This is a genomic window from Amycolatopsis sp. lyj-112 (genome assembly GCF_046549055.1).
In the GTDB taxonomy this organism is placed as follows: Bacteria; Actinomycetota; Actinomycetes; order Mycobacteriales; family Pseudonocardiaceae; genus Amycolatopsis.
Genome location: NZ_JAJPWS010000011.1, coordinates 175,738 through 191,654, shown reverse-complemented (window position 1 = coordinate 191,654; position 15,917 = coordinate 175,738). Strand labels below are relative to the sequence as shown.

Annotated in this window: 16 protein-coding genes; 11 read left to right on the top strand and 5 right to left on the bottom strand. The window is 70.2% G+C overall.

All coding sequences use genetic code 11. The annotated features are described in order from the left end of the window. Nucleotides 1–13: 13 nt before the first annotated feature. A complete protein-coding gene (locus tag ACLJRL_RS30690; protein WP_410659909.1) occupies nucleotides 14–1,360 on the bottom strand; it encodes a ferric reductase-like transmembrane domain-containing protein in 1,347 nt (448 codons plus the stop codon). 146 nt (nucleotides 1,361–1,506) lie between these two features. Between ACLJRL_RS30690 and ACLJRL_RS30685 the strand changes: the two genes are divergently transcribed. Together ACLJRL_RS30685 and ACLJRL_RS30680 are read left to right on the top strand one after the other, a co-directional pair. Beyond that, a complete protein-coding gene (locus ACLJRL_RS30685) occupies nucleotides 1,507–2,214 on the top strand; it encodes a response regulator transcription factor (protein WP_410659810.1) in 708 nt (235 codons plus the stop codon). Next, a complete protein-coding gene (locus ACLJRL_RS30680; RefSeq protein WP_410659809.1) occupies nucleotides 2,211–3,647 on the top strand; it encodes a sensor histidine kinase in 1,437 nt (478 codons plus the stop codon). The genes ACLJRL_RS30685 and ACLJRL_RS30680 overlap by 4 nt, the downstream gene beginning before the upstream one ends. Before the next feature lie 79 nt (nucleotides 3,648–3,726). On the opposite strand, the gene ACLJRL_RS30675 is transcribed toward ACLJRL_RS30680, so the two are convergent. Continuing rightward, nucleotides 3,727–4,380 (bottom strand): pyridoxamine 5'-phosphate oxidase family protein, encoded by a 654-nt coding sequence (locus tag ACLJRL_RS30675; protein WP_410659808.1) that lies wholly within the window; start codon nucleotides 4,378–4,380, stop codon nucleotides 3,727–3,729. Between the two features lie 103 nt (nucleotides 4,381–4,483). On the opposite strand from ACLJRL_RS30675, the gene ACLJRL_RS30670 reads away from it, so the two are divergent. The 3 genes from ACLJRL_RS30670 to ACLJRL_RS30660 all read left to right on the top strand — a co-directional run bounded on the left by ACLJRL_RS30670 (nucleotide 4,484) and on the right by ACLJRL_RS30660 (nucleotide 8,038). Next, on the top strand, nucleotides 4,484–5,842 hold the full coding sequence (locus ACLJRL_RS30670; protein WP_410659807.1) for a PLP-dependent aminotransferase family protein: 1,359 nt from the start codon (nucleotides 4,484–4,486) through the stop codon (nucleotides 5,840–5,842). Nucleotides 5,843–5,949: 107 nt separating this feature from the next. Then, on the top strand, nucleotides 5,950–7,047 hold the full coding sequence (locus ACLJRL_RS30665) for a D-alanine--D-alanine ligase family protein (RefSeq protein ID WP_410659806.1): 1,098 nt from the start codon (nucleotides 5,950–5,952) through the stop codon (nucleotides 7,045–7,047). A gap of 43 nt (nucleotides 7,048–7,090) precedes the next feature. Then, nucleotides 7,091–8,038, top strand: coding sequence for a zinc-binding dehydrogenase (locus ACLJRL_RS30660; RefSeq protein ID WP_410659805.1), 948 nt, complete (start codon nucleotides 7,091–7,093; stop codon nucleotides 8,036–8,038). Between the two features lie 11 nt (nucleotides 8,039–8,049). Here ACLJRL_RS30660 and ACLJRL_RS30655 read toward each other — a convergent pair whose 3' ends face one another. Beyond that, nucleotides 8,050–8,592, bottom strand: coding sequence for a DUF3515 domain-containing protein (locus tag ACLJRL_RS30655; RefSeq protein WP_410659804.1), 543 nt, complete (start codon nucleotides 8,590–8,592; stop codon nucleotides 8,050–8,052). Between the two features lie 19 nt (nucleotides 8,593–8,611). Then, a complete protein-coding gene (locus ACLJRL_RS30650) occupies nucleotides 8,612–8,845 on the bottom strand; it encodes an Lrp/AsnC ligand binding domain-containing protein (RefSeq protein ID WP_410659803.1) in 234 nt (77 codons plus the stop codon). 133 nt (nucleotides 8,846–8,978) lie between these two features. Here ACLJRL_RS30650 and ACLJRL_RS30645 point away from each other — a divergent pair, with 133 nt between their 5' ends. Genes ACLJRL_RS30645 through ACLJRL_RS30630 form a run of 4 tightly spaced genes read left to right on the top strand, consistent with a single transcriptional unit; the run spans nucleotide 8,979 to nucleotide 11,644 of the window. Continuing rightward, entirely contained in the window at nucleotides 8,979–9,935 is a 957-nt protein-coding gene (locus ACLJRL_RS30645; RefSeq protein ID WP_410659802.1) for a thiamine-phosphate kinase, read from the top strand. Nucleotides 9,936–9,945: 10 nt separating this feature from the next. Then, entirely contained in the window at nucleotides 9,946–10,416 is a 471-nt protein-coding gene (locus ACLJRL_RS30640) for a GNAT family N-acetyltransferase (RefSeq protein ID WP_410659801.1), read from the top strand. An 8-nt stretch (nucleotides 10,417–10,424) separates the two neighbouring features. Next, the gene (locus tag ACLJRL_RS30635; protein ID WP_410659800.1) at nucleotides 10,425–10,946 is read left to right on the top strand and encodes a gamma carbonic anhydrase family protein; all 522 of its coding nucleotides are present in this window, start codon (nucleotides 10,425–10,427) and stop codon (nucleotides 10,944–10,946) included. 20 nt (nucleotides 10,947–10,966) lie between these two features. Further along, nucleotides 10,967–11,644 carry a uracil-DNA glycosylase gene (locus tag ACLJRL_RS30630; RefSeq protein WP_410659799.1) on the top strand — a complete coding sequence of 226 codons (678 nt, stop codon included), beginning with the start codon at nucleotides 10,967–10,969 and terminating at the stop codon, nucleotides 11,642–11,644. A gap of 124 nt (nucleotides 11,645–11,768) precedes the next feature. Here the strand turns inward: ACLJRL_RS30630 and rpmB are convergent, their stop codons facing one another. Further along, nucleotides 11,769–11,960, bottom strand: coding sequence for a 50S ribosomal protein L28 (gene rpmB, locus ACLJRL_RS30625; protein ID WP_410659798.1), 192 nt, complete (start codon nucleotides 11,958–11,960; stop codon nucleotides 11,769–11,771). 132 nt (nucleotides 11,961–12,092) lie between these two features. Here rpmB and ACLJRL_RS30620 point away from each other — a divergent pair, with 132 nt between their 5' ends. Both ACLJRL_RS30620 and recG read left to right on the top strand, forming a co-directional pair. After that, nucleotides 12,093–13,679 carry a DAK2 domain-containing protein gene (locus ACLJRL_RS30620; protein ID WP_410659797.1) on the top strand — a complete coding sequence of 529 codons (1,587 nt, stop codon included), beginning with the start codon at nucleotides 12,093–12,095 and terminating at the stop codon, nucleotides 13,677–13,679. A gap of 4 nt (nucleotides 13,680–13,683) precedes the next feature. Then, on the top strand, nucleotides 13,684–15,837 hold the full coding sequence (gene recG / locus ACLJRL_RS30615) for an ATP-dependent DNA helicase RecG (protein ID WP_410659796.1): 2,154 nt from the start codon (nucleotides 13,684–13,686) through the stop codon (nucleotides 15,835–15,837). Nucleotides 15,838–15,917: the final 80 nt, after the last annotated feature.

The following is a 15,917-nucleotide window of genomic DNA, read 5'->3' as shown; positions in this document are numbered from 1 at the left end:
GGAACAGACGGGCTCAGGCGGCGAGGCTGAAACGTTCGGCGTGGACCTGCTGGTTCGGCACCTGCAGTTCACGCAGGCTGCGCAGCGTCGCCGAGGTCATCCCGGGCGGGCCGCAGACGAAGACGTCGCGTCCCCGGATGTCCGGCACCATCCGGCGCAGGCTGTGCGCTCCGAGCACCGGGCCGTGTGGTCCGGACAGGTCCGACGGTCCACTGAGGACTCGCACCACCGCGCCGCGGGCCCGGGCCAGGCCGACGAGTTCCGGCAGCAGGACGGCGTCCTGTTCGGTGCGGACGCGGTAGAGCACCACCACATGCCCGGAGATCTCCTCCAGCAGCGCGCGGATCGGCGTGATCCCGACCCCGCCCGCGACCAGCAGCGCGTTCTGTTTCCGTTGGTGCATCGCGGTGAACGCGCCGTACGGGCCTTCGGCGAACACCCGGGTGCCGACCTTCAGCGAACGCAGCGACGCGCTGCCCTCACCGGCGGCCTTCGCGGTCAGCCGCAGCGTGCGGCCGTCCGGCGCGGCGGAGATCGAGAACGGGTTGGCCTGCCACCAGCGGTCCTTGGTCAGGAACCGCCAGAGGAAGAACTGCCCGGCCTTGACGGGCATCTTGTCGAGGTCCTTGCCGGACATGTACACCGAGACGACGTCGGGGGATTCGGGGACCACGGCGACGACCTTCAGCTGGTGACGCAGGTTCCGCTTCAGCGGCAGCACCACCCGGCCGGCGAGCACCGAGCCGAGCGCGACACCCCACACCGCCCACCAGTAGGTCTGCGCGCCCGGCGAGGACGCGAACGACCCGCCCAGCGCGATCTGATGGCTGAAGGCCAGCACCACCGCGGCGTAGGTGTAGAGGTGGATGAAATGCCAGGTCTCGTACGCGAGCCGCTTGCGGGCGAACCGCGCCGAGACGCCGCCGACCAGCAGGATCAGCGTGAACGCGACCACCGCGCGCAGGATCCCCTCCAGTTTGGTCACCATCGTGACGAACTCGTCCACCACGCCGCTGTTCTCGACTTCGGCGTATCCGAAGAGGATGAAGACGAAGTGGGCGAGCAGGGTCCACAGCAGGCTGAACCCGGTCCAGCGGTGCCAGACGGTGAGCCGGTCCATGCCGAGCCGGCGGTCCAGCCACGGCAGCCGGGCGACGAGCAGCAGCTGGAACGCCATCGCCAGCGCCCCGTACAGGCCGGCGAGCCTGCCGATGCTGATGAGGGTGTTGCTCGACGGCCCTGCGGCGAAGAAGAGCGTGGTCACGGCGACCACGTTGGCCCCGATGAAGGTGAAGAGCCCTGCGCGTGCGGCGATCCGGGGACGGATCGCCGGGCGCGGTCTCACGGCGGTCTGCGTCATGGTGGTCACACGTGGTCCCTTCGTGTCCGGTTCAAGTGCCGAGCCTGCTGTGTCAACCTGTGACCTTTCTGGGCGGAAGCTGTCGGCTTGCTGTCGTGTGCGCTCCCGCCTCGCCCTCGCGCGCGCGGTCACGGAGGATGGGCATCGTGAACACCGAAAACCCGGTTCGCCTGCTCGTGGTGGACGACGAGCCGCATATCGCCGATCTGGTGGCCACCGTGGCCAGGTACGAAGGCTGGACGGCGGTCACCGCCGGTTCCGGCGAGGCCGCGCTCCAGAGGGCGGCCGAGTTCGTCCCCGACATCGTCGTGCTCGACCTGATGCTCCCCGGGATCGACGGGTTCACCGTGCTGGACAGGCTCCGTGAGGCCGGGACGGCCGTGCCGGTCGTGTTCCTCACCGCGAAGGACGCGACAGCGGACCGCATCGCCGGGCTCACCCGGGGTGGCGACGACTATCTGGTCAAGCCGTTCTCCGTCGAGGAGCTGATGGCGCGGCTGCGCGCGGTCCTGCGCCGGAGCAAGCGCGAGACCAAGGCAGCGGCACTGCTCCAGGTCGGCGACCTCACCCTGAACGAGGACACCCGCGAGGTCGCGCGCGACGGCGAACCCGCCGAGCTGACACCGACCGAGTACGAACTGCTGCGCTACCTCATGCGGCGTTCGCCCGCGGTGCTGACGAAGGCGCAGATCCTGGACCACGTCTGGGAATACGACTTCGGCGGCCGGTCCAATGTGGTCGAACTGGTCATCTCCCACCTGCGCCGCAAGCTCGACGCCGGGAAGCCGCCGCTCATCCACACCGTGCGCGGGGTCGGTTACGTCGTCCGGGTCGCCCAGCAGGCGGCGAGATGAAAATGCTGCGCCGGTGGTACGACTCCTGGCGCCGGTCGAGGCTCGGTACCCGGCTGGCGCTCGGGCTCGGCGCGCTGGCACTGGTCGTGTTCGCCGTGGTCGGCACGGTGATGGTCGGCCTCATGAAGGGCTATCTCGACGACCGGCTCGACGAGCAGCTCGCCAAGACCCAGATCAGCCAGGTGCCCTCGCTGCGCACCACGCACGGCGGGAAACCGCAGCAGGCCTACGGCTGGTTCTCCGCGGTCTTCTCGGTGCAGGACGGTGACGCGTCGCCGCAGGACGGCGGTTCGCTGCCCCCGGACACGAAGGCGCTCGAAAAGGTCGCCGAGGACGCGACGGAGACCGAGGTGCTGCGCACGGTCTACATCGAGGACAAGGGCACCTACCGCGTCCGGGCCTGCCCGATCGAGGCCGACCAGAACATCGTCCTGGTCAGCGCCGCGCCGCAGGCGGATCTGGACCGGACGGTCAACCGGCTGGTGATGGTCGAGGTCGTCGCGTTCCTACTGGCCCTGGCGGTGCTGGTGATCGCGGGACGGCTGGTGCTGCGCCGCGGTCTGCGGCCGCTGAGCGACATGGCCGGGACCGCGCACGACATCGCGTCGCACGACCTCACCGCGAACGCGGATCTCCCGGTGCGCGCGAAGGGCAACGGCGGCGGCGCCGAGGTCGAGGAACTGCGGACGGCGTTCAACGTGATGCTGGCGCACCTGGATTCCTCGCTGGTCGCGCGGACCGAGGCGAACGACCGGTTGCGGCGTTTCATCGCCGACGCCTCCCACGAACTGCGCACGCCGCTGACGTCGATCCGGGGCTACGCCGAGCTTTTCCGGTACGCGGCGGCGAACGAGCCGGCCGAACGTGAGGCGCATCTGTCGAAGATCCGTGAGGAGACCGAGCGGATGAGCGTGCTCGTCGACGATCTCCTGCTCCTCGCGCGTCTCGACGCGCCGGAGTCCGAAGCGCCGCTGCGGCTGGTCGACGTCGACCTCGCCGAACTGCTCGCCGGCGCGGGGGAGGCCTTCGCCGCCGGGCGCCCGGATCATCCGCTGACCATCGGGGTGGTACCGGAAGGTGTTGTCCTGCAAGCGGATCCGGTGCGGTTGCGGCAGGTGCTGGACAACCTGCTCGCCAACGCCGCGGTGCACACGCCGCCCGGCACGGCGGTCACGTTGTCGGGCGGGGTCTCGGCAGGCGAGGTCGTCCTGCGAGTGAGCGACGCCGGGCCGGGAATCCCGCCGGAAGCGCGCGAGCGGATCTTCGACCGGTTCTACCGGGTCGACACCGCCCGGACCCGCGGCAACGGCGGAACCGGGCTCGGGCTGTCGGTGGTGCTCTCGCTGGTCTCCGCGCACGGCGGGACGATCGACGTGACGAGCCGGCCGGGGGCGACGACGTTCACCGTCCGGCTGCCGCGGCGCCTCTCCTGACCCCCTCCGGAGTGCTATGAACGACTCGTTACTTGCAAATCTTGCAAGTAACGAGTCGTTCATAGCACTCGGCGACCCACTACCCGACCCGCGTCTTCACGTGGTCCGGAACGGTCCATTCCGACACCAGGTCCACGGACGGCTCCGGTTCGCCGAAGACCGTCCGCACCGGCAGGACCCCGGCCCACGAGAGGTCGGCCGCCACCTCGTCCTCGGGGTCGTCGGGACCCTCGCCGCGCATCTTCACCGACGCCTCGGCGAGGTCCAGCGCCAGCACTGAAACCGCCGCGAACTCCTTCGCGTCGACGTCGCGCGCGTGCTCCCACGAGCCGGGCGCGAGCTGGTCGGTGATGACCTTGAGGCCGTGCATCTTCTGTTCGGCGCCGGTGACCGCCGACGCCTTGCCCAGGATCACCGCGCTGCGGTAGTTCATCGAGTGGTTGTTGATCGAGCGCGCGTAGACGATGCCGTCGAGCAGGGTCACCGTGACGCAGACCTCGACGCCGTCGGACTCGCGCATACTCCTCGCGCCGGTGGATCCGTGCAGGTAGAGCGTGTCGCCGTCGCGGCCGTAGCCGGTCGGGATGACGACGGGCGCACCGTCGCGCACGACACCGAGGTGGCAGATCAGGCCTTCGTCGAGCACCGCGTACAGCGCCGAGCGGTCGGTGAGCGCGCGGTGTTTCTTGCGGCCGAGAGTGGTCCGGTCGGTGGGAGACAGCGGTGTGGACATGCGAGCAGTCTCACCCACGAGAGTGGCCTGTAATAACGTCCAATTCTCGTATACTTCAGAAGGCCACTTTCTTGAAGTGCCTCCTTGATGTGTGGAGTACAGCATGTCCGACACCGCCCTACCGGTCAGCCTGGACCGCGATTCGCTGATCCCGCTCGCGGTCCAGCTGGCCGACGCGCTGCGCGCGGCCGCCGGCGACGGGCACCTGCGCGGGGGCGACAGGTTGCCCTCGACCAGGGCGCTCGCGAACCGGCTCGGCGTCAGCCGCACGGTGACCTCGGCGGCGTACGAGCAGCTTCACGCGGAAGGCTGGATCGCGGGACGGCACGGTTCCGGCACCTATGTCACCACCACGCCGCCCGCGGACAGGCCGTCGAAAGGGCCCGCTCCCGGGGTGGCCGCCGCGCCGCCGACGCTGGTCGACCTCACTCCGGGCGTGCCGTGGGCCGACGGCATCGAGAAGGCGGGCTGGCGTCGCGCGTGGCGGGCCGCCGCCGACCCTCGCCCGACCTATCGCGAGGACAGGGCCGGTCTGCCCGCGTACCGGGACGCGGTTTCCGAGCATCTGCTGCGGCACCGCGGCCTCGCCGCCGGAACGGTGCTGGCCACCGGCGGCACGACGGCGGCGGTGATCGAACTCGCCGGAGCGGTGCTCTCGCGCGGCGACCGGGTCGCGATCGAGGAGCCCGGCTACCAGCGTGCCGTGCAGGCGTTCCGGCGTGCCGGGCTGGAGGTCGTCGGCGTCCCGGTCGACGAAGAGGGTTTGCGCCCGGACGCCGTCCCGCGCGGAGTGCGCGCGGTCTACTGCTCGCCCGCGCATCAGTACCCGCTCGGCAGCCGGATGAGCGCGTCCCGGCGTGTCGACCTGGTCGAACTCGCCCGGGCCGAGGGCATGCTGGTGATCGAGGACGACTACGACGGCGAACTGCGCTTCGACGTCGCGCCGCTGCCGCTGCTGGCCGCGCTCGCCCCCGACGTCGTCGCGCATCTCGGGACCACGAGCAAGATCCTCACGCCGGCGCTGGGCGCGGGCTGGATGGTCGCGCCGCCGCAGGTCGCGGCCGCGGTGCTGGAGTACCGCGAGAAGACCGGGACGCGGCCGTCGCCCGCGGGGCAACGGGTGCTCGTCGAGCTGGCGCGCCACGGCGATCTGGGGAGGCACCTGCGGAAGCTCCGGCGGGAGCTTTCGGAGCGGCGGTCGCTGGTCTCGGCCGCGCTGACGTCGGCGGGGATCCCGGTGATCGGCGACGACGCGGGCGCGCACTTGGTCGTCCCCTGTGGATCGGCGCGCGAAGAGGCGGAGCGGATCGCGGGGGCGGAACGCGCCGGTATCCGGCTCGACGGTCTCGCCCGGCATTTCGACGGGACGCCGACGGTGTTCGGGAACCTCATCGGGTACGCGGGGTGCTCACGCGAGGCACTCCACTCCGCGCTCGCTCCGCTACTACGCGTGCTTCGCTGACCCGCAATTCGTCCTCTACTTGCGGTCCTTGCGCGCGCAACTATCGCGACCAGAGGACGAATTGCGGTCGACGTGGGTGCCGCGACCACGGCAGATACAGTGCTGGCATGAGTTCTCAGAAGATCCGGGTGGCCGTCGTCTTCGGCGGGCGTAGTTCCGAGCACACCATTTCGTGTGTGTCCGCGGGCAGCGTCCTGGCGAACCTGGATCCTGAGCGGTTCGAAGCGGTCCCGGTCGGGATCACCCCGCAGGGTGGCTGGGTGCTCGGCACCGGCGACCCCGCGCAACTCGCCATCCGTGGCAGCGAACTCCCCTCGGTCGAGGGCGGCAAGGCCCTGGTCCTGGCCGGCGACCCGACGAGCCGCGAGCTCGTGTCGCTGGAGCCGGGGCAGGAGACCGAGGTCCTCAGCGCCGTCGACGTCGTCTTCCCCGTGCTGCACGGCGCCTTCGGTGAAGACGGCACGATCCAGGGCCTCCTGGAGATGGCCGGGATCCCCTACGTCGGCCCCGGCGTGTTCGCCAGCGCGGCCGCGATGGACAAGGAATACGCGAAGAAACTCCTTGCCGCCGAAGGAATCCCGGTCGGCAAGTACGCCGCGCTGCGCCGTGACCAGTCCACTTTGGACGAGTCCGGGCGCGAACGGCTCGGCCTGCCGGTGTTCGTGAAGCCCTCCCGCGCCGGTTCGTCGATCGGGATCAGCAAGGTCACGTCGTGGGACGACCTCGACGCCGCCATCGCGCTGGCCCGCCGGACCGATCCCAAGGTGCTGATCGAGGCGCAGTCCACCGGCCGCGAGGTCGAATGCGGCGTGCTCGAATTCCCGGACGGCCACATCGAGGCTTCGCTGCCCGCCGAGGTCCGCGTGCTCTCGGAAGAAGAGGGCGCCTGGTACGACTTCGAGACCAAGTACATCGGCGACGACGCCGAACTCGACATCCCCGCCAAACTGGACGACGACGTCACCGCGCGCGTCCGGGCGATGGCGATGGAAGCCTTCCGCGCGCTGGACTGCCAGGGTCTCGCCCGCGTCGACTTCTTCGTCGGCGAAGACGGCGAGCCGAGCATCAACGAGGTCAACACGATGCCCGGCTTCACCACGAAGTCGGCCTACCCGAAGATGTGGGAGGTCACCGGAGTCGACTACCCGACGCTGCTGACCACCCTCGTCGACACGGCGATCGCGCGGGGGACCGGCCTGCGCTGAGCATCCTTGACCTCCAGTTAACTAGAGGTCATAGCTTGTGCTCATGCGAGTGATCCGAGTGTCCCGGTTCGGGAATCCCGACGTCCTGGAACCTGTCGAACTGCCCACGCCCGAGCCCGCGGCGGGCGAACTCCGCGTCGATGTGACGGCTGCCGGTGTCGGCTGGCTCGATGCCCTTATCCGCCGTGGCGACGGTCCTGCCGAGTTCGGCGTCGAGCCGCCCTACGTACCGGGTGGCTCCGTGGCGGGGACCGTCGACGCGATCGGCGCGGGAGTCGACGAGACCTGGCTGGGCACGCGGGTGATCGCCCGGGCGGCCGGCAGGTACGGCGGGGGTTACGCGGACACGGTGATCTCGACGCCGGAGCTGACCTTCGCGATCCCGGACGGTCTCGATTCCCAGCACGCGGTGGCGATGTTCGACGACGGCAGCACCGCGCTGGCCCTGCTGGAGAGGACTCCGGTCAAGGCGGGCGAACGGGTTCTGGTCTCACCGGGCGTCGGCGGCCTCGGCAGTCTGCTGGTGCAGCTCGTCCGCGGGGCGGGGGCCACGGCCCTCGCGGCCGTCCGCGGCGAAGAGAAAGCGGCGATCGCGCGGAAACTGGGCGCGGAGCCCGTCGACTACTCGGACGGAACGCTCGTCGTGGGCGAGCGGCCGGACGTGGTGTTCGACGGGGTCGGCGGAACGCTGGGCGCCTCGGCACTCGCGCTGCTCGCGGACGGTGGCCGGTTCTCGGGGTTCGGCATGTCCAGCGGCGCGCCGACCGAGATCGGTGCCGCCGATCGGGAGCGGCTGACCGTGGTGGGCATGGAGCAGCTGACCGAGTTCTGGCCCGAGACACCGCGACGGGTGCGAGAAATGCTGCGGCGGGCCGCCGACGGCGTGCTGACGCCGGTCATCGGCCGGACCTACCCGTTGGCGGACGCGGCCGCCGCGCACGCCGACATCGACGCGCGACAGTACGTCGGCAAGAACCTGCTCGTGCCCTAGAAACGCCGCTTTCAGAAACGCAGCGGCACCGCGGGGAGGTTGGCGGCGATGACGTCCGAAACGGTCTGCAGCGGGCCGGTCCCCGCGGTGCCCGGCACGGTGAGCGCCGTGTAGACCGGGCGGTCCACGACGAACCACGTCGCCACGCCTTCACCCTCGACCTGCAGCCACTGCACGCCGTTGATCGTCCGCAGCTGCGACGTCGGCGTCAGCTCCGGCGGTTTGCCGAGCCCGCAGCGCAGGACCACCGGGTCGCCGGTGCCCCAGCCGACCGCGGCCTCGGGGGCGGGGTCGGCCAGTTTCCGCCGGACCAGGGTGGTGCCGGACGAGGTGAGCTCGTGCGGGAGCGCGCCGACGAGCTTCGCGCATTCGGGGGTGCCCGACTGTGGCGCGGGCACCGGGACCAGCGGGAGCGGGCCGTCCGCGGCCGGGGCGCCGGCATCCGAACCGCGGGTCAGGCCGAAGACGGCCACGCCCGCGACGAGGAGGACCGCCAAGCAGGCGGCCGCGATCAGCAGCGGTTTCGGGGGAGCTCCGGTGTCCGTGTCAGCCACCCGACAACTACACCACCTGTTACAGATGCACGACCGGGCAGGTCAGCGTCCGAGTGATGCCGTCCACGTTCTGGACCTTGGCGACCACGAGCTGGCCGAGCTGGTCGACCGTGTCGGCGGCGGCCTTGACGATGACGTCGTAGGGGCCGGTGACATCCTCCGAGCTGGTGACGCCGGAGATGGTGGAGATCTCCGCGGCGACCGCCGCGGCTTTGCCGACCTCGGTCTGGATGAGGATGTATGCGTGGACCACGGCGCGCCCCTTCGTAATTGTCGGCTCAAAATAGGAACGTTGTAGCAACGTATCGCCAGCCCCGGGAAAAACCTAGGGCTTCCGACTATCGGTGATCGACATTTGTCCGGACAAGAGAAAACGGAGGTGACGGGTGTCACCGAACGACGGCACGGTCGCCGGGACCGGTGAATTCCGGCTTATCGAGGCGGTGACTTCCGGCCGGAAACAGCCGGAGACGACACTGCTCGGACCGGGCGACGACGCGGCGGTGGTGGCCAGCCCGGACGGCCGGACGGTGGTCTCCACCGACGTTCTCGTGCAGGGCGTCCACTTCCGACTCGACTGGTCCAGCGCCGAACAGGTGGGGCGCAAAGCGGTCGCGGTGAACCTCACCGACATCGCCGCCATGGGTGCCCGCCCGACGTCCGTCCTCATGGGATTCGCCTGCCCGTCGGACACCGAGACGTCGCTCGTCACCGAACTCACCCAGGGCATGTGGGCCGAAGCCGACCGCGCCGGTGTCGGGATCGTCGGTGGCGACATGGTGCGTGCCGACCAGATCGTGATCAGTGTCACCGCCTTGGGCGACCTCGGCGGCCGGGAACCGGTGACCCGGTCCGGCGCTCGCCCTGGCGACGTCGTCGCGGTCTGCGGACGGCTCGGTTGGGCGGCCGCCGGGCTCGCCGTGCTCGGGCGGGGGTTCCGCTCACCGGTCAGCGTGGTCAACGCGCAGCGCTGCCCCGAACCGGACTACGAGGCCGGGACCCGCGCGGCCGACGGCGGCGCGACGTCGATGATCGACGTCTCCGACGGGCTTCTGTCCGACCTCGGCCATATCGCCCGGGCCTCCGGCGTCGGCATCGACGTGCGGACGGCCGACCTCGACGTGTCGAGCAGGCTCACCGAAGTCGGCACCGCGCTCGGCGCCGATCCGCTCAAGTGGGTGCTCACCGGCGGCGAGGACCACGCGTTCGCGGCCACCTTCCCGTCGTTCGCCGAACTGCCGGAGGGCTGGTCGGAAATCGGCGTGGTGACGATGCCGGATTCCGGTGTGACGGTGGACGGGAAGCAGTACGGACACGGTGGTGGCTGGGAACACTGGCGCTAATCTCGCGGTCATGGATCTCCGTGTGCTGGCCTACGACCATCCTGATGCGGCGAAGCTGCTGGCCGAGGCCCAGCTCGAACTGGCCGCCCGGTACGGCGGCGAAGACGAGACGCCGATGGACGCGGAGCAGTTCGCCGCGCCGAAAGGACTGTTCCTGGCCGCGTACCTCGATGACGTCCCGGTCGCGTGCGGCGCTTGGCGGTCGCATGAGGGACCCGACCCGTTGCTGCCCGGCGACGCCGAGATCAAGCGCATGTTCGTGATGGCCTCGGCGCGGGGGCGAGGGGTCGCGCGGGCGATCCTCGCCGGCCTGGAGCGGACGGCCACCGAGGCCGGGCGGCTGCGTATGGTGCTCGAGACCGGTGACAAACAGCCGGAGGCGATCGCGCTGTACGGATCGGCGGGCTACCGGGAGATGCCGGGTTTCGGGTACTACAAGGACGAGCCGGAAAGCATCTGCTTCAGCAAGGTGCTGGTCTAGGAGAACGCATGCCGATCTACGCACTGGGCGACCTCGTACCCGCGATCCACCCCGACGCCTACGTCCATCCCGATGCCACCGTGATCGGCGACGTCCGCATCGCGGCGTTCGCGTCGGTGTGGCCGCAGACTGTGCTGCGCGGCGACCACGGGTACATCGAGATCGGCGAGCGCTCGAACGTCCAGGACGGCTGCGTGCTGCACTGCACCCGGCGGGATCCGACGGTGATCGGGAAGTCCTCGGCCGTCGGGCATTCCGTGCACATCGAGGGCGCGCGGATCGGCGAGGGCTGCCTGATCGCGTCGGGATCGGTGGTGCTGAACGGAACCGTCGTCGAGGACGGCGGGATGGTCGGTGCCGGCGCGGTCCTGTCATACGGGTCCCATGTGGACGGTGGGCAGATCGCGCTCGGCGTACCGGCGAAGACCCGGCCGAACACGTCGTTCGGGCCGGACATGATCAAGCTCGTCGTGGACGGGTATGTCGAGCGTGCGGCACGGTTCCGGGTCGAGCTACGACGGCTCGGGTGACGTGAGTAAGCTCGCACGCCGTGACCGCACGACCGCTGCAGGACATCGTCGAAGCAGGCTGGGCGAAGGCCCTCGAACCGGTGGCGCCGCAGGTCGCCGCGATGGGGGAGTTCCTCCGCGCGGAGATCGGCGCGGGCCGGACCTATCTCCCGGCAGGGGAACATGTGCTGCGGGCCTTCCAGCAGCCGTTCCACGACGTCCGGGTGCTGATCGTCGGCCAGGACCCGTACCCGACGCCCGGGCACGCCGTCGGGCTGAGTTTCTCGGTGGCGCCGGACGTCCGGCCGATCCCGAAGAGCCTGATCAACATCTACAAGGAGTACTGCGAGGACCTCGGGTACCCCCTGCCGTCGAACGGTGATCTGACGCCGTGGGCGGATCAGGGCGTGCTGCTGCTCAACAGGGCGCTGACGGTGCAGCCGGGGAAGTCGAACTCGCATCAGGGCAAGGGCTGGGAAGACGTCACCGAGCAGGCCATCAAGGCCCTCGCCGCCCGGGACGAGCCGATGGTGGCGATCCTGTGGGGCCGCAACGCGCGGAACCTGAAGCCGATGCTGGGGCAGGTGCCGTGCATCGAGTCGGCCCACCCGAGCCCGCTTTCGGCGCACGCAGGGTTCTTCGGCTCGCGGCCCTTCAGCCGGGCGAACCAGCTGCTCGCCGACCAGGGCTCCGGCCCCGTCGAGTGGAAGCTGCCCTAACCTCCGTCGCAATTCGTCCTCTAGTTGCGGTACTTGCGCGTGCAAGTACCGCGACTAGAGGACGAAACGCGGGCATAAAAAATGGCGGGCACTCACTGAGCGCCCGCCATTTCCCAAAACTCGCTCAGCCGCGAACGACCTTGCCCGCCTTGATGCACGAGGTGCAGGCGTTCATGCGCTTGCGCTGAGACAGACCGATCTTGGCGTGCACGGTCTGGATGTTCGGGTTCCACCGGCGGTTGGTACGCCGGTGGGAGTGCGAGACCGACTTACCAAAGCCCGGTCCCTTGCCACAGACGTCGCACACGGCAGCCACGTCGAACTCCTCTGGATCTGGGACGAAAGAATGGTGCCCAGCATGCTGGGCAACTCGACCATAGTAACCAGTGGCTCAGAGGCCTCCGGCACCGGGTCGATACGCTCGCTGGAACCAGGTAGGAGGTTACGGGTGCGGGTGCTGGACGTGGCGGCGGTGTCGGCGTGGTCGACGGCTTGTGTGCACAGCTTGACGGTGCTGCGACCGGCGATCGACGGCATCAACGTGTACCCGGTCGCGGACTCGGACACCGGCTCCAACCTGCTGTTCACCATGACCGCGGCGCGCGACGCGCTGGCCGGGGCCGAGCCGGGGAGTACCGCCGAGGCGCTGGCGGCGCTCGCCAAGGGCGCGGTGGCCGCGGCCAAGGGCAACTCGGGCGTGATCATGTCGCAGGTCGTGCGGGGGATCGCCGAGTCGGCAGCCACCCAGGAGCTCGACGGGCAGGGGCTCGCGGCGGCACTCGCGCGGGCCGACGAGGTCGCGACGGGTGCGGTGAGCCGTCCGGTCGCCGGGACCATCCTGACCGTGCTCCACACCGTCGCGGCCGCCGTCCGAGGTGACACGAGAACCCTCGAAGAGGTGGCCGCGACCGCGGCGAGCGTCGCGGCCGAAGCGCTGGAGGAGACGCCTAAGCAGCTGCCCGTGCTGGCCGTGGCCGGTGTGGTCGACGCCGGTGCCCGCGGCCTGGTCGCGGTGCTCGACGCGCTCGCGGGCGTGATCTCCGGCGGCCCCACCGAGCCGGAGCACCCCCTCGAAGCGCACCTCCACTCCCACACGATCGAAGCGCCGACGGCGTGGGAGGTCATGTACCTGCTCGACGGCATCGAGGAGGACAGCCTCCCCGGCTTGCGGAGGACGTTGAGCGGTCTCGGCGACAGCGTCACGGTGGCCGGTGACGGCGCCGGCGGTTTCGCCGTCCACGTGCACTGCGCGGATATCGGCGCGGCGCTGGAGGCCGGGATCGAGCTGGGCCGCCCGCGCAAGGTCCGGGTCGAGCCGCTGATCACGCCCACCCCGATCGAGGTCGGCGGCGGGATCGACCGGTCGGTGGTCGCCGTCGTCCACGGCGGGCTGCTGGCGGAGGTGCTGCGCGCCGAGGGTGTCGCGGTGCTGTCCGTGCCGCAGGGGGTCTCGCCGACGGTCGAGGAGATGCTGGGCCTGATCAACGAGGCCGCCGGGCACCACGTCACGGTCCTCCCCGGCGGGCAGCGGCTCACCGCGGCGGCCGACGCGGCTGCGGGCCACGCGATGGCCGCGGACCGCGACGTCGTCGTCATCCCGTGCGTGTCCCCCGTTCAGGTACTGGCCGCGCTCGCCGTGCACGACCCGGACCGCCGCACCAACGACGACGTCGTCGCGATGGCCGAAGCGGCCGCGGCGACCAGGCGTGGCGAACTGCGGATCGCGCAGGAGGAGTCGCTAACCTGGGTGGGCCGGGCGCAGGCCGGTGACGTCGTCGGCCTCGTCGACGGCGAGGTCGTCCTGATCGAGCCCGCGCCCGCCTCGGAGACGAGCCTGGTCGCGGCGGCGGTCGGCGTGCTGAACCGGATGCTGGCCCTCGGCGGCGAGCTGGTCACCGTGCTGACCGGTGTCGACGCGCCGGTCCGGTTGCCCGGTGAGCTGGCCGATCAGCTGCGCCTGGAGCATCCCGAGGTCGAAGTGACGAGTTACGCCGGCGGCCAGTCCGACGCCGTGCTGCTGATGGGGGTGGAGTGACCGTATGACGAACCTGCGCGCGGACCTCAAGCTGGTCGTGGGCGCGGCGACGGCGAAGGCGCTCGTCAACGGTCTCAAGATCGAGACGGTCAGTGACCTGCTTCGCCACTATCCGCGCCGCTACGCCGAGCGCGGCCAGCTCACCGACATCGCCGGGCTCGAACTCGGCGAGCACGCGACCGTGATGGCGCGGATCGAGCGCGTCACCAAGCGCCGGATGAAGTCGCGCAGCGGCACCCTGCTGGAAATGGTGATCACCGACGGCAAACGTCGTCTGCAGTGCACCTTCTTCAACCAGGCCTGGCGCGAAAAGGACCTCGTCCCCGGCAAGAACGGGCTTTTCGCCGGCAAGGTCACCGCCTTCCGCGACGTCCTGCAGCTGGCGAACCCCGAGTACGAACTGTTCGACGCCGAGCGCCAAGCCGAGGCGATGGACGACTTCCTCGCCGAGATCATCCCGGTCTACCCGGCGGCGCAAGGGATCCCGACGTGGGTGATCGCCAAGGCCGTGCGGCAGGTGCTGGACGTGCTCGACGTCGACGAAGACCCGATGCCGCCCGGATTGCTGGCCCAGTACGGCCTGCCCGATCTGGAAAGCGCGTTGCGCGGCATCCACCGTCCGTCGAGCTGGGAGGCGCTGAACTCGGCGCGCCACCGGCTCAAATGGGACGAGGCGATGGCGGTGCAGCTGATTTTCGCGCAGCGGCGACATTCCCTGGTCTCCCGGCCCGCGAAAGCCTCTCCGCGCATCGAAGGCGGCATCCTCGAAGCCTTCGACAAGCGGCTCCCGTTCGCGCTGACCTCCGGCCAGGAGGAGATCGGCGAGGAGATCGCGCGGGATCTGTCCACCGAGCACCCGATGAACCGGTTGCTGCAGGGCGAGGTCGGCTCCGGCAAGACCGTGGTGGCGCTGCGAGCGATGCTGCAGGTCGTCGATTCCGGGCGGCAGGCGGCGATGCTCGCGCCGACGGAGGTCCTGGCCTCGCAGCACGCCCGCTCGCTGCGTGAAATGCTCGGCGACCTCGGGCAGGCGGGCGAACTCGGCGGCGCGGAGAACGCGACCCGGGTGACGTTGCTGACCGGTTCGATGGGCGCCAAGGAACGCAAGAAGGCGTTGCTGGAGGCCGTCAGCGGCGAGGCCGGGATCATCGTCGGCACGCACGCGCTGATCCAGGACACCGTGTCCTTCGCCGATCTCGGGCTGGCCGTGGTCGACGAGCAGCACCGGTTCGGCGTCGAGCAGCGGGACGCGCTGCGCTCCCGCGGTGCCGACGAGACCAGCCCGCACGTGCTCGTCATGACGGCGACGCCCATCCCTCGTACGGTCGCGATGACGGTGTACGGCGATCTGGAGATTTCCGCGCTGCGCGTGATGCCCGCCGGCCGGTCGCCGATCGCGACGTCGGTCGTGCCGGTCGCGGAGCGGCCCGCGTGGCTGGATCGGGCGTGGCAGCGGGTCCGCGAGGAATGCGGCAAAGGGCACCAGGCCTACATCGTCTGCCCGCGCATCGGCGACGAACCGGCGTCGGACAAGAGCGACAAGCGGCCGCCGCTAGCGGTGCTCGACGTCGCGCCGGACCTCGCCGAGAGTGCCTTGAAGGGCCTCAAGATCGGCGTGCTGCACGGCCGGATGCCCGCCGACGACAAGGACGCCGTGATGCGGGCGTTCTCGAAGGGCGACCTGGACGTGCTCGTCGCGACCACCGTCATCGAGGTCGGCGTGAACGTGCCCAACGCGACCGCGATGGTGATCATGGACGCCGACCGGTTCGGCATCAGCCAGCTGCACCAGCTGCGCGGCCGCGTCGGCCGGGGCAGCGTGCCGGGGCTCTGCCTGCTGGTCACCGAAACCCTCGACGGCACGACGACCCGCGAGCGCCTCGCCGCCGTCGAGTCCACAACGGACGGTTTCGAACTGTCCAGGATGGACCTCGAACTGCGTCGCGAGGGCGACATCCTCGGTGCCGCGCAGTCGGGCAAGAAGTCGACGCTGAAACTGCTTTCCCTGCTGCGGGACGAGGACGTCATCGCCGAGGCCCGGGCGCGGGCGCAGGAAATCGTCGAAGAGGACCCGGCCTTGGGGAACTACCTGGGGCTGGCGCACCTGATCGCCGACGTCGTCGACGAAGATCGCGTGGAGTATCTGGAAAAAAGCTGACGTGAACATCTCTGCCCGATCGGACCTTGTCGCCGGGCGAGGCTAAGGGTTTCCTCGTTCCGTACGGGCGAGGGAGGCCG

What these genes read in the sequence shown, in the direction of transcription:
- ACLJRL_RS30690 (WP_410659909.1), bottom strand. Translation starts at nt 1,360, where the DNA reads ATGACGCAGACCGCCGTGAGACCGCGCCCGGCGATCCGTCCCCGGATC.
- ACLJRL_RS30680 (WP_410659809.1), top strand. Translation starts at nt 2,211, where the DNA reads ATGAAAATGCTGCGCCGGTGGTACGACTCCTGGCGCCGGTCGAGGCTC.
- ACLJRL_RS30675 (WP_410659808.1), bottom strand. Translation starts at nt 4,380, where the DNA reads ATGTCCACACCGCTGTCTCCCACCGACCGGACCACTCTCGGCCGCAAG.
- ACLJRL_RS30670 (WP_410659807.1), top strand. Translation starts at nt 4,484, where the DNA reads ATGTCCGACACCGCCCTACCGGTCAGCCTGGACCGCGATTCGCTGATC.
- ACLJRL_RS30665 (WP_410659806.1), top strand. Translation starts at nt 5,950, where the DNA reads ATGAGTTCTCAGAAGATCCGGGTGGCCGTCGTCTTCGGCGGGCGTAGT.
- ACLJRL_RS30660 (WP_410659805.1), top strand. Translation starts at nt 7,091, where the DNA reads ATGCGAGTGATCCGAGTGTCCCGGTTCGGGAATCCCGACGTCCTGGAA.
- ACLJRL_RS30640 (WP_410659801.1), top strand. Translation starts at nt 9,946, where the DNA reads ATGGATCTCCGTGTGCTGGCCTACGACCATCCTGATGCGGCGAAGCTG.
- ACLJRL_RS30635 (WP_410659800.1), top strand. Translation starts at nt 10,425, where the DNA reads ATGCCGATCTACGCACTGGGCGACCTCGTACCCGCGATCCACCCCGAC.
- recG (WP_410659796.1), top strand. Translation starts at nt 13,684, where the DNA reads ATGACGAACCTGCGCGCGGACCTCAAGCTGGTCGTGGGCGCGGCGACG.